Origin of the sequence: Streptomyces sp. NPDC006997 (assembly GCF_040635175.1) — a bacterium.
Lineage (GTDB): Bacteria > Actinomycetota > Actinomycetes > Streptomycetales > Streptomycetaceae > Streptomyces.
The window spans coordinates 191,121-204,654 of sequence record NZ_JBEYHH010000007.1 but is presented as its reverse complement, the minus strand read 5'-3'; the positions used below and the strand labels follow the sequence as shown (position 1 = coordinate 204,654).

2 protein-coding genes are annotated in these 13,534 nt (G+C 76.3%); both read left to right on the top strand.

What is annotated here, in order from left to right; genetic code table 11:
* Positions 1–29 precede the first annotated feature (29 nt).
* Positions 30–4,784 carry an SDR family NAD(P)-dependent oxidoreductase gene (locus ABZ659_RS09725; RefSeq protein ID WP_360215631.1) on the top strand — a complete coding sequence of 1,585 codons (4,755 nt, stop codon included), beginning with the start codon at positions 30–32 and terminating at the stop codon, positions 4,782–4,784.
* 17 nt (positions 4,785–4,801) lie between these two features.
* Positions 4,802–13,495 (top strand): SDR family oxidoreductase, encoded by an 8,694-nt coding sequence (locus ABZ659_RS09720; protein ID WP_360215628.1) that lies wholly within the window; start codon positions 4,802–4,804, stop codon positions 13,493–13,495.
* Positions 13,496–13,534 lie beyond the last annotated feature (39 nt).

The following is a 13,534-nucleotide window of genomic DNA, read 5'->3' as shown; positions in this document are numbered from 1 at the left end:
ACCCGAGGCAGAAAGCAGGAAGCAGGAAGATGGCAGGCGAGGACAGACTCCGGGAGTACCTGAAGAAGGCCACGGCCGACCTGGCCGCGGCGCGGCGCCGCGAGGCGGCGGCCGACGAACCGCTCGCCGTGGTCGGCATGGCGTGCCGCTTCCCCGGCGCGGACTCCGTCGACGCGTACTGGGACCTGCTGGCGAACGGCCGTACCGGCGTCGTCGACGACGTGCCGGACGGACGCTTCGACCTGGCCGCGCTGCGGGAGACGGACGGCGTCTACACCACCCGGGGCGGCTACCTCGACGACATCGCGGGATGGGACGCCTCGTTCTTCGGCGCCTCCCCGCGTGAGGCCCTGCGGATGGACCCGCAGCAGCGGCTGCTCATGGAGCTGACGTGGGAGTCGCTGGAGGACGCCGGTCTGCCGCCCGCCGAGCTGGCGGGCAGCCGTACCGCGGTGCTGGTCGGCCTGTCCGACACGCTGCAGTACGGACGGATCCAGCAGGAGCGCGAGGGCCTGTCCCTGGTCCGGGACCCGTACGGCGGCCAGGGGGCGTCGCTGAGCGTGGCCGCCGGGCGGATCGCCTACCACTTCGACCTGCGCGGCCCCACCATGACGGTGGACACCGCGTGTTCGTCCTCGCTGGTCTCCGTCCACCTCGCCGGGGCCGCCCTGCGCCGCGGCGAGTGCACGGCGGCCGTGGTGGGCGGGGCCTTCCTGATGATCCACCGCGACATGTACGTCAACGCCTGCGCCACGGGCATGTTGTCGCGGGACGGCCTGTGCCGCACGTTCGACGCCCGGGCCGACGGCTACGCGCTCGGCGAGGGCGCCGGGGTGGTCGTCCTGATGCGGCTGTCCGACGCGCTGGCCCAGCGGCGCACGGTACACGCCGTGATCCGGGGCACCGCCGTCAACCAGGACGGCCGCAGCAACGGTCTCACCGCGCCCAGCCGGGCCGCCCAGGTGGACGTGATCCGCCGCGCCCTGGCCGGTGCCGGGGTCGGGCCGCGGGAGGTGTCGTACGTCGAGGCGCACGGCTCCGCGACGCGGCTCGGCGACGCCATCGAACTCGCGGCGCTCGGCGACGTGTTCGGCCCGCGCCCGGCCGACGACCCGCTGCTCGTCGGGGCGGTCAAGACCAACATCGGGCACACCCAGTCGGCGGCCGGCATGGCCGGGCTGATCAAGACCGTCCTGGTCCTGAAGCACGGAACGGTGCCGCCGAACCTGAACATGGAGCAGCCCTCCCCGACGGCCCTGGCCCAGGAGGGGCTGCGGACCGTTACCGCCGTCCAGCCGCTCCCGGCGACCGCCGCCGGGGCGCCCCGTGTCGCCGGGGTGAGTTCCTTCGGCTGGTGCGGCACCAACGCCCACGTCGTCCTCGCCGCCGCCCCCGACGCCGGGGACGCGGCCGACTCCCCCACGGCGGACGACTCCGACGCGGCCGGACTCCTGCTGGTCTCCGCCGCCGACGAGGACGCCCTGCGGGCCCGGCTCGGCGACCTGGCCCGCGTCGCGGCGCACACGCCGCTCGCCGACCTGGCGCACACGCTGCGCGCCGGGCGGGGCACCCTGGAGTACCGGCGCGCGGTGACCGCCGAGGACGCGGAGCGGGCCGCCCCGCTGCTGGAGCGGGCCGGGCGCGAACCCGTCGTCCGCGCCGCCGGGCAGGCACCGAGGATCGCGTTCCTGCTGCCCGGCGTGGGCGACCAGTACCGCGGCCTGGGCCAGGACCTGTACGGCCGCGAGCCCGTCTTCGCCGCCGCCGTCGACCGGTGCGCGGACATCGTCGCCGCGCGCTGCGGCGTCGATCTGCGGGCCGTCTTCCACGCCGCTCCGGAACCGCCCGCGACCGGCGGGGACCTGCTGCGCCCGGTGGCGGCGGACGGTTCGGACCACCGGGCGGTCACCTCCCATTTGCTGCTGTTCACGGTGGAGTTCGCCCTCGCCGAGCTGCTGGGCAGCTGGGGCGTCCGCCCCGACGTGCTGGTCGGCTACAGCCTCGGCGAGTACGTCGCGGCCTGCCTGGCGGGCGTGTTCACCCTGGAGGACGCCCTGTGGGTGGTCTCCCGGCGCGCCCTGCTGATCGAGGCCGCGCCGCCGGGGGGAATGCTCGCCGTCGCCGCCCCCGCCGACCGCGTCGAGGCCGAACTCGCCGGTGCGGAACTCACGGTGGAGGTCGCGGCCCTCAACGGCCCGTATATGACGGTGCTCAGCGGGTCTCCCGAGGACGTGACGGCCGCCGCCGCGCACCTCACCGCGGCGGGCCTGCCCGCCCGCCCGCTGCGCTCGGCCCACCCCTTCCACTCCTCCCTGCTGGCGGGCGCGCGCGACGAACTGGCGCGCGCGGTGGCCTCGGTGGAGCGTCGGCCGCCCGGTGTCACCGTCGTCTCCAACGTCACCGGCGCCCCGCTCACCGCCGAGCAGGCCGTCGACCCCGCCTACTGGGCGGAGCACCTGACCAGCCCGGTGCGCTTCTTCGACGGCCTGGGCACCTGCGCGGGGCTCGACCTCGGCGCCTACGTCGAACTGGGCCCGGGACAGACCCTCGGCGGACTGCTCCGCCAGCACGCCCGGGCCGCCGACGGCCCGCTGATCACCGGCACCCTGCCCGCCCGCTGGTCGACCTCCGGCCGACCCGACGAGCGCGTCCACCTGCTGGAGACCTGCGGTCGGCTGTGGGAGCGCGGAACGGATCTCGACCGGGGGGCGCTCGGGCGCGGCACGGGCTGTCTGGTGCCGCTGCCCCCGTACCCGTTCCAGCGCACGCGCTACTGGCCGCAGGGAGCGGCCGTACCGTCGCAGCCCGCCGCGGACCTCACGGGCCTCGCGCCCGCCGACCACTGCTACGCCCCGGTCTGGCAGCCGGACGTGACGGCGGCCCCCGCCCTCGCCTCGCCCGGGCCGCTGGACGGCCCCCTGCTGGTCCTCGCGGACCCGGACGGCGTCGGCGCCCGCCTGGCCGACCTGGCCGAAGCCACCGGCACCCGGGTGCTGGAAGTCGTACCCGGCACACAGTGGTCGCGGGCCGGACGCCGGCTGACGATCGACCCGGAGAACCCGGACCACCACCGGGAGGCGCTGGCCGCCGCGCGCGCCCTGGGCGCGGGCCGGGTGCACGTCGCCCACCTGTGGAGCCTGTGCGAGCCGGTGCGCACGCCGCCGTTCGCCACCGACGCCGAACTGGCCACGGCGATCCGGTACGGCTTCGACGCGCTGCTGCTGACCCTGCAGGCCCTGGGACCGGCGGCCGGTCAGGACGGGGCCGTCCTGGTCACCGCCACGGCCGGTGCCGCCGAGGTCATCGGCCGGGACTGCGCGGCCCCGGAGCGCGCCCTCGCGCACGGCCTGGCCCGGGTGGCCCGCGCCGAGTACCCGGGGCTCGCCTGGCAGGGCGTCGACCTCGACCCGGAGGCGCCCGCCGACGCGTCCGCCGCCGCCCTCCTCGCCGAGCTGGCCCGGTCGGCCGACGCCGGGGACCGGACCACCGCCGACCACGCGCTGACCGCCTGGCGGCGCGGACGGCGGCTGCGCCAGGAGTGGGCGGCCGTCGACCTGCCCGCGCCCCCGGCCGGACCGGCGTTCCGCGCCGACGGCACCTACCTGATCACCGGCGGCACCCGCGGGCTGGGGCTGTCGCTCGCCCGGCACCTGGTGCGGTCCGGGGTACGCCGCCTCGCCCTCGTGGGCCGCACCGACCTGCGGGCCGCCGCGGCGGCCGAGCCGGAGGGCCGGGCCGCGCACAGCCTGCGGGACGTCGCCGAACTGGAGGCGGCCGGAGCCGAGGTGCTGCTCCTCACCGCGGACGTGGGGGTGCCGGGCGAACTGCGGCGGGCGCTGGCCGCGTGCCGGGAACGCCTCGGCGCGCCGCACGGCGTCCTGCACGCGGCGGGGCTGCCCGCGCGGGGCATGACGTTCCGGATGACACCGGACGGCTCCCGGCCGGTCCTCGCGCCCAAGGTGCTGGCGATGGGCCCGCTCGCGGAGCTGGTGGGGCCCGCCGTGCCGGAGGCGGACCGGCCGGAGCTGCTGGTGCTGTACTCGTCGGCCATCACGGTGTTCGGCGGGATCGGCGAGGGCGACTACTGCGCCGCCAACAGCGTCCTCGACGCCTACGCGTCGGCGCTGTCGGCCGCCGCGCCCGCCACCCGGGTACTGACCGTGGCCTGGGGGCCGTGGCAGCACGACGACTGGCGGGCGGAGGGCCCCGGCAGCGCCCTGGCCGCCCGGGTCCGCGAGCACCGCGAGACCTACGGCTTCACCGACGAGGGCGGCTGCGCGCTGCTGGACCGGCTGGCCGGGGCGGCGCACGGGCCGGTGCTCGCCGTCCGGCACGCGCTCGCGGAGGGGATGCGCGCCTGGGACGAGGTCACCGCGCTGGACGAGGTGACCGGCGCGGCCGTCACACCGGACGGGACCCGCTTCCCCCGCCCCGCGCTGCGCGCCGACTACGTCCCGCCGCGCACCCCCCTGGAGCGCACCCTGGCCGAGATCTGGGGCGCGCACCTGGGGATCGACCAGGTCGGAGTCCACGACCCGTTCTTCGACCTGGGCGGCAACTCCCTGGTGGGACTGGCCGTGATGACCGCGACCGAGAAGGAGACGGAGCGCAGCGTCCCGCCCGCCCTGCTCTTCGCGCACCCCACCGTCGCCGAACTGGCGGCGGCCCTGGAAGGCGCCACGACGGCGACCGCGGTGACCGCGGCCCAGGACCTCGGGTCCGCGCGGGGCCGACGCAGGCGCCGGGCCCGCGACGCCCAGAACCCCCTGACGCGGAACCGATGAGAACGAGGACGGACGACATGACCGAGCATCCGACGGAGGCCGCTCCGACCGACATCGCCCTGGTGGGCCTGTCGGGGCGCTTCCCCAAGGCCGCCGACGCGGCCGAACTGTGGGCCAATGTCAGGGCCGGGCGCTCCGGCATCACCCGCTTCACCGACGAACAGCTCCGCGCCGCAGGGGTGCCGCAGCACCTGCTGGACGACCCCGACTACGTCAAGGCGGGGGCGGTGGTCGACGGCGTCGACCTGTTCGACGCGGCCTTCTTCGGGATCAACCCGAAGGAGGCGCAGATCCTCGACCCGCAGCACCGGCTGTTCCTGGAGCACAGCTGGCACGCGCTGGAGGACGCCGCCTGCGACCCGGCCCGTTTCGACGGCTCGATCGGGGTGTTCGCGGGCTGTGCCATCAGCAGCTACATGAACCACAACCTGGTCCCGGCCGGGGTCGCCCAGCAGGTCGGCGAACTGGCCATGGGCCTGGCCAACGACAAGGACTCGCTGCCCCTGCGGGTGGCCCACGCCCTCGGTCTGTCGGGGCCCGCCTACGGCATCCAGAGCTACTGCTCCACCTCGCTGGTCGCGGTCTGCGCCGCCGCCACCAGTCTCGCCTCGTTCGAGTGCGACCTCGCCCTGGCCGGGGGCGTCGCCATCAGCGTGCCGGGCGACACCGGGTACCTGTACCAGGCCGGCGGCATCAGCTCCCCCGACGGGGAGTGCCGTGCCTTCGACGCCTCCGGGCAGGGCAGCCTGCTGGGCAACGGCGTCGGCGTGGTCGCGCTGCGCCGTCTGGAGGACGCGCTGGCGGCCGGGGACCGCGTCTACGCGGTGCTCCGGGGCTGGGCGGTCAACAACGACGCCGGCCGCAAGGTCGGCTTCACCGCGCCCGGCGTCAGCGGACAGGCGGAGGTGGTCGCCGAGGCGCTGGCCGCCGCCGGTCTCGAACCCGGCGACATCGGCTACGTGGAGGCCCACGGCACGGGCACCTCCCTGGGCGACGCGGCCGAACTCGCGGCGCTTCAGCAGGTGTTCGCGGGCGAGGAACTGCTGCTCGGCTCGGTGAAGAGCAACGTGGGCCACCTCGACCGGGCCGCGGGCGTCACCGGGCTGATCAAGGCGGTGCTCGCGCTGCACCACGAGGAGATCCCGGCCACCCTCCACCACTCCACGCCCAACCCGCAGCTCCTCTCCGGTGACGCCCGGCTGACCGTCGTCACGGAGAACCGGCCCTGGCCACGCGCCGAGAGCCCCCGACGGGCGGGCGTCAGCGCCTTCGGCATCGGCGGCACCAACGCCCACGTGGTCATCGAGGAGGCGCCCCGGCGCCCCCTGCCCGACACCGCGCCGCCCTCCGTCCGGCCCGAGCTGCTGGTGTGGTCGGCACGGACCGCCACGGCCGCCGACGAGACGGGCCGCCGCCTGGCCGCCCTGCTGGAGGATGAGCCCGTCCGACTGGCCGACGTGGCCCGCACCCTGCACACCGGGCGCGCCGTCTTCTCCCACCGCCGGGCCCTGGTGGCCCGCTCGGCGGAGGACGCCGCACGGGCGATCCACGCGAGCGACTACCTCGTCGGGCGGCAGGGCCGCACGGACCGGCCGGTCACCCTGTACGTGCCCGACGGGCCGATCCACCTCCCTGACGCCGACCGACTGGCCTTGAACGAACCCGCGTTCCGTGCCGCCCTGGACGGCGCGGACGCCCCGCTCCCGGTCGCCCACGCGCTGACGGCGCTGCTGCGTTCCTGGGGTGTCACGCCCACCGCGTACGCCGGACGGGGTACGGGACGGCTGGTCGCCGACGCCCTGTCCAAGGCGCTTCCGGCCGCGGACGGCTCGGGCGATCCGACGGCCACCGGACCCGGTGACGGCCTCGCCGAGCTGCTCGCCGACGAGGAGCGCGTCCTGCTGGTGCTGGGGACGGCCGACCTGTCCGGTCTGACGGCCGCACAGCGGGACCGGGTCGTCGAGGCGCTGCCGGAGACGGCCACCGACTCCGCGTCGGCCCTGGCCGAGGCCGTGGTCCGGCTCTGGCTCGCCGGGGCGCCCGTCGACTGGGAGGTCCACGCCGAGGGCCGGGGCGCCGCGCGGACTGGTCTGCCGGGCTACCCCTTCGAGCGCCAGCGCTACTGGATCGACCCGCCCGCCGTTCCCGCCCAGAGCGAGGAGACGCCCCGACCGGCCGCCGACGCCTCCACGTCACGGGACTCCGGCCACGTCACGCTGCTGACCCCGCGCTGGACACCCGCCGAGGCCGCCACGGACGCCGATCCCGCCGCCCGGTACGTTCTCAGCCGCGACGAGGAGGGCGTCGCCGACGCCCTGGCGGGCCTGCTGCGCGCCGCGGGCGCGACCGACGTCGTCCTGGTCGACGGGGACACGGCGGCCGAGACCGCGACGGTACCGGGCGAGGGCCCGCTGACCGTCGTGCACCTGGCCCCGCGCACCGCCGGGGAGCCCGCCGAGGCGGTGCTCACGGCCTCCCGGTTCCTGTCCTCCTGGGCGGGTCGGCCCGGCACGGACCGGATGGTGCTCGTCACCCGCGGCGCACGCGCCGTGGCCGGAGGGGAGCGCACCGATCCCACCCAGGCCGCCCTCGCGGCGCTGTCGGCCGTGGCCGGGCAGGAGTACCCCGGCCTCGACAGCCGCAGCGTGGACCTCGACCCGGCGGCGGCGCCCGGCCAGGCCGCCGCGGAGCTGCTCGCCGAGCTGCGGACGGCGGCCCGGGACCCGCTGACGGCCTACCGGTCCGGCCGCCGCCACCTCCCCTCCTACGTCCCCGCGGACTCCCCCGGCGCCGCGGCCGGTACGCCGGTGCGGCCCGGCGGGCGCTACCTGGTCACCGGCGGTCTGGGTGACGTCGGCCTCCTCGTGGCCGGGCACCTGGTGCGGGGCGGCGCCGGCTCGGTCGTCCTGGCCAGCCGTTCCGGGCTCCCGGACGACCCGCAGCACCCGCGGCGACAGGCGGTCGGGGAACTGTCCGCGCTCGGCGCCGAGGTGCGCGCGGTGCGGCTGGACATCACCGACGAGGACGCCGTACGCGCCCTGTTCACCGAGGGCGGCGAGGTGTTCGACGGTGTGGTGCACGCCGCCGCCGACACCGCTCAGGACACCTTCCTCCCCCTCGACACCCTGAGCGAGGAGACCGTACGGCGGCAGTTCGCGGCCAAGGTGGACGGCGCGCGCACCCTGCGGACGGTGCTGCGGGAGCTGCCCGCCGACAGCGTGCCGCGCTGGTGCGTGGCGTTCTCCTCCACCTCGGCCCACCTCGGCGGCCTGGCCTTCGGCGGCTACGCCGCGGCCAACGCGGCCCTCACCGCCCACGCCGAGGGCGCGGCCGACGACGCCACCCGCTGGATCTCCGCCGCCTGGGACACCTGGGCCCCCACGCTGGCCCGTCTGGAGGGGCCGTTCGGCGCCGCCATGACCGCGCACGCCATGACCGCCGACCAGGCACTCGCCGCGTTCGACGGGCTGTTCACCCGGGCCGCCGGGTCCGTGCTGGTGGTCGCGGGCGGGCTGGACGACCGGCTGCCCCGGCCACCGGCGCCACGGCCCACCGGGCCGACCGCCACCTTCCCGCGCCCGGAGCTTCCCCAGCCGTACGTCTCGCCCGTCACCGCGACCCAGCGCGCCCTGGCCGCGCTGTGGACCGAGGTCCTCGCGATCGAGCCGGTCGGTGTCCGGGACAACTTCTTCGACCTGGGCGGGAACTCGCTGCTCGCCCTCCAGATGCTGGCCACGGTCAAGGAACGCCTCGGGGTGACGGTCCCGACGGTCGCGCTGTTCGAGTCGCCCACCGTGCGCGGCCTGGCCGGTCTCCTCGACGGCGACTCCGCCCCCGTCGCCGCCGCCCCGGTCCCCGCCGTCCCGGTCCCCGCCGCCCCGGTCCCCGCCGTCCCGGCTCCGGCGGTCACGCCCGCGCCGGTGGTGGCCCCGGAGGGCGACGCTCCCGCCGCCGAGCTGCCCGACCCGGCGGAACTCGACCGCCGGATCGCCGTCATCGGCATGGCGGGCCGCTTCCCCGGCGCGGGCGACGTGGCGGAGTTCTGGCGCAACCTGTGCGACGAGGTCGAGTCGGTCACCTTCTTCAGCCCGGAGGAGCTGGTCGAGGCGGGGGTGGACCCGGAGCTGGCCGACGACCCGGACTACGTGCCCGCCCGCCCGGTCCTGGACGACATCGCCGGGTTCGACGCGGGGTTCTTCGGGATGAGCCCCCGTATGGCCGCGCTCACCGACCCGCAGCAGCGCCTCTTCCTGGAGGTCTGCTGGGAGGGGCTGGAGCACGCCGGTTACGCCCACGAGGGCTACCGCGGCCGGGTCGGCGTGTTCGGCGGCTCGAACCTGAGCACCTATCTGCTGGGCATGTTGCCGCAGCTCGTCGCGGACGGCGACGTCAACCCGTACGAGCTGATCATGAGCAACGACAAGGACGCGCTGACCACGTCGGTGTCGTACCTGTTCGACCTCGACGGACCGAGCGTGGCCGTGCAGACGTTCTGCTCCACCTCGCTGGTGGCCGTGCACTCGGCGGTGCGCAGCCTGCGGGCGGGCGAGTGCGAGGCGGCCCTGGCGGGCGGGGTGTCCGTGGCCGTACCGGACCGCAAGGGACACCTGCGGCAGACCGGCGGGATGGACTCCCACGACGGCCACGTCCACTCCTTCGACGCGGAGGCCACCGGCACCCTGTTCGGCGACGGCGCGACCGTGGTCGTCCTGAAGCGGCTCTCCGACGCGCTGCGCGACGGGGACACCGTGCACGCCGTCATCCGGGGATCGGCCCTGAACAACGACGGTGCCCGGAAGGCGGGTTACACCGCGCCGAGCGTCGCCGGACAGGCCGCGGCGGTCCGCGCGGCCCTGGCGGACGCCCGGGTCGGCGCCGACGAGATCGGCTACGTCGAGGCCCACGGCACGGCCACCGAGCTGGGCGACCCGATCGAGGTCGCCGCGCTGACCCAGGCGTTCGGCCCGGACGCCCTGCCGGGCACGATCCCCATCGGCGCGGTGAAGACGAACATCGGCCACCTCAACCACGCCGCCGGTACCGCCGGGCTGATCAAGACGGCGCTGACGGTCCGCGAGGGCGTGGTCCCCGCGTCCCTCAACTACACCCGCCCGAACCCCCAGATCGACTTCGCGAACAGCCCGTTCTACGTCAACACCGAGACCACCGCCTGGTCCGGGCCCGAGGACCGGCCGCGCATCGCCGGGCTCAACTCGCTCGGCATGGGCGGCACCAACGTGCACGTGGTGGTGGAGGAGCCGCCCACGCGTCCGGTCCGGGACCCGGAGATCCGGCGCCATCACCCGCTGGTGCTCTCGGCCCGCTCCGTGGCGGCGGCGGACCAGGCGGCACGGGAACTCGGCACGCACCTGGCCGGGCACCCCGCACTGCGGCCGTCCGACGTGTCGTTCACCCTGCAGACCGGGCGCAGGGTCTTCGAGCACCGCCGCGCGGCCGTGGTCGGCGGGACCGCCCACGCGGCGTCGGTGTTCTCCGGCGGGGACGAGGACACCCAGGTGGCGTCCCGGGTGGAGACGGTCTCCGGCCGCCCCGTCGCGTTCCTCCTCGCCGGGGTCGGCGAGCAGTACCCCGGTCTGGTCGACGACCTCTACCGGCACGAACCGGTGTTCCGCGCCGAACTCGACCGCTGCCTGGACCTGTTGGCGAAGGAGCTGCCGGACACCGAGCTGCTCGGACTGCTCACCGGCGACCGCCCCGACGCGGGTCCCGGCCTCGCCGCCCTGCTGGGCCGGGCCGCCGGTCCGGCCGACGGACGGCAGGCGGAGCTGGAGCGGACCGAGGTGGCGCAGCCGCTGATGTTCGCCGTGCACCACGCGCTGGCCCGCACGTTCCTCGCCTGGGGTGTGCGGCCGTCGATGATGCTGGGCTACAGCCTGGGCGAGTACGTCGCGGCCTGCCTGGCCGGTGTGCTGTCCCTCCAGGACGCGGTCGCCCTGGTCGCGTACCGGGCGCGGCTGATCGGGGAGGCGGAGCGCGGCGCCATGGCGGCCGTACCGCTCGACGCGGAGCAGCTTCGGAGCCGTTACGGGACGGCGGAGCGGGGCCTGGACATCGCCGCGGTGAACGGTCCGTCCACCGTGGTGGTGGCCGGGCCCGACGAGGCGCTGAAGTCGCTGGTCGACGACCTGGCCCGGGACGGTGTCCCGGCCCGGCCGCTGAGCACCACGCACGCCTTCCACTCCCGGATGCTCGCGCCGCTCGCCGGACGGCTCACCGCCTGGGTCGCCGAGAACGTGACCCTCAACCCGCCCACGCTGCCCTACCTGTCCAACGTCACCGGCGACTTCGCCGACGCCGCCCTCGTCTGCGACCCGGGCTACTGGGCCGCGCACATGTGCGGCACGGTGCGGTTCGCGGACGCGGTGGAGCGGTTGCTGGCCGAGCCCGAGACGGCGTTGGTGGAGATCGGGCCGGGCCCGTCGCTGGGCGCGATGGTGCGCGGCGCCGACTGCCCGCCGCAGCGCTGGCCGCTGATCACGGCGACCCTGCCCGCGCAGAGCGACCCCCGCCCCGCCGACCTGGTGCTCACCGAGTGCGTCACCCGGCTCTGGCTGACGGGCGTCGACCTCGACTGGGCCGCCTACCACGGGGCGACCGGCTCCACGACCGCGGCGCTCCACCGGGGTGCCGCCCCGGGGCGGGTGCCGCTGCCGACGTATCCCTTCCAGCGCCAGCGCTACTGGATCGACCCCGCGCCGCTGCCCGGTGGCCGGGCCGCGACCGACGCTGCGGGGCCGGCCGCCCAGGCGGTCGAGGAGCCGACCTCCTTCGCCGACCTGGAGCGCGTGCCGCTGCTCCCGGAGGAGCGGTGGCTGTGGCAGCCGGTGTGGCGGCAGACGGCCGCCCCCGCGCCCGCCGCGGAACAGCCGGGTCACTGGCTGGTCTACACCGACGGCACGGTCGCCGACCGGATCCTGGCGGAGCTGCGCCGCGCCGCCGAGCGGGACGGGGCGACGGTCACCGCGGTCCGGCCCGGCACCGGCCACGCCGAACTGCCCGACGGCGACCGCACGGTCCGCCCCGGCAGCCACGAGGACGCCCTGGCGCTGCTCAAGGACCTGCGGGGGCACGGGCTGGGGCTGGAACGGGTGGTCCACCTGTGGACCCTTGAAGACAGCACAGACGGCACCGACGGCACCGACGAGAACGCCGGCGGGAACGCCGACGACGAGACGGTGCGGCGCGGTCTGCACACCGTGGTCGCGCTGGCCCGCGCGGCTGACGAACTCGGCCGCATCGACTGGGAGCTGGACCTGGTCACCGCCGGTGCCCACCAGGTGCTGGACGGCGCGGAGGCGCGGCCCGCCGCGGCCACCCTGGTGGGACCCTCCCTCGTGGTGCCGCTGGAGTACCCGGGGATCAGCACCCGTCTGGTCGACGCGCTGCCCGGCGTCGGCGCCGCGGCGGTCACCGCCGAGCTGCGCCGCCCCCGCGCCGACCTGACGGTGGCGCTGCGCGGGGCCCGGCGCTGGGTGCCGCGGTACGAGTGCCTGCCCCCGGCCGACGCCGAGGCGGCGGCCACCGACCTGCTGCGCGAGGAGGGCGTCTACCTGATCACCGGCGGTCTGGGCGGTATCGGCCTGGCCATGGCGGAGCGGCTGGCCCGTTCCTGCCGGGCGCGGCTGGTGCTGATGGGCCGCCGGGGGCTCCCGCCCCGGGAGCGGTGGGAGGCCATCGCGTCCGGCGCCGAGCGGGCCGAGGACGCGGTGCGCGAGCGGGTCCGCCAGGTGCTGGGGATCCTCGCGCTGGGCGCCCAGGTGGAGATCGTCACCGGCGACGCGGCGGACCCCGCCGACACGCGCCGGGCGGTGGACGCCGCCCGGGAGCGGTACGGCGCCCTGCACGGCGTGCTGCACGCCGCCGGGGTGGCGGGCACCGGCCTGATCCAGGGCAAGGAACCGGAGGACTCCGAACTGGTGCTCGCCCCGAAGGTCGGCGGCCTGCGGGCCCTGACCGAGGCGCTCGGCACGGACCGGCCCGGCGGGGTGGAGCTGGACTTCCTGGTCCTGTTCTCGTCCATCACCTCGGCCACCGGCGGCGGCCCGGGCCAGGTCGACTACTGCGCCGCCAACGCCTATCTGGACGCGGCGGCGGCCCGGCTCGCCCAGGACGGCCACCGCGTGGTCTCCGTCAGCTGGGGCGAATGGACGTGGAACGCCTGGGACTTCGGCCTGGCGGGCTACGACGACGAACTCCAGTCGTTCTTCCGCCAGCACCGCGCGACCTTCGGCATCGGCTTCGACGAGGGCTGGCGGTGCCTGCTGCGGGCCCTGGCCGCCGGTGAGCCGCGCGTGGTGGTGTCCACCCAGGACCTGCCGACCATCGTCCGCTACAGCACCGGCTTCACCGTCGAGGCGGTCCTCACCCCCGCGGTGGCCGGCACCACGCCCGGCACCCGCCACCCGAGGCCCGACCTCCTGACCCCCTACCGGCAGCCGGACGGAGCGGCCGAGGTGACCGTCGCCGGGGTCTGGTGCGAGCACCTGAAGCTGGAGTCCGTCGGCTCGCTGGACAACTTCTTCGAGCTGGGCGGCAGTTCGCTCCTCGGGATCGCCGTACTGGCCCAGCTCCGCCGCTCCTTCCCCGACGCCGAGCTGCCGCCCCGCGTGCTCTACGAGGCCCCCACCGTCGAGGCGCTGGCCCGGGTCGTCCAGGGCGCGGGCGCGCCGGTCAGCCCGGCGACCACCTGATCCCGCACAGAACCCCACACAGAAACGGAGAACAGCGGC

Coding starts and splice junctions, on each gene's coding strand:
- ABZ659_RS09720 (WP_360215628.1), top strand. CDS start 4,802: ATGACCGAGCATCCGACGGAGGCCGCTCCGACCGACATCGCCCTGGTG.
- ABZ659_RS09725 (WP_360215631.1), top strand. CDS start 30: ATGGCAGGCGAGGACAGACTCCGGGAGTACCTGAAGAAGGCCACGGCC.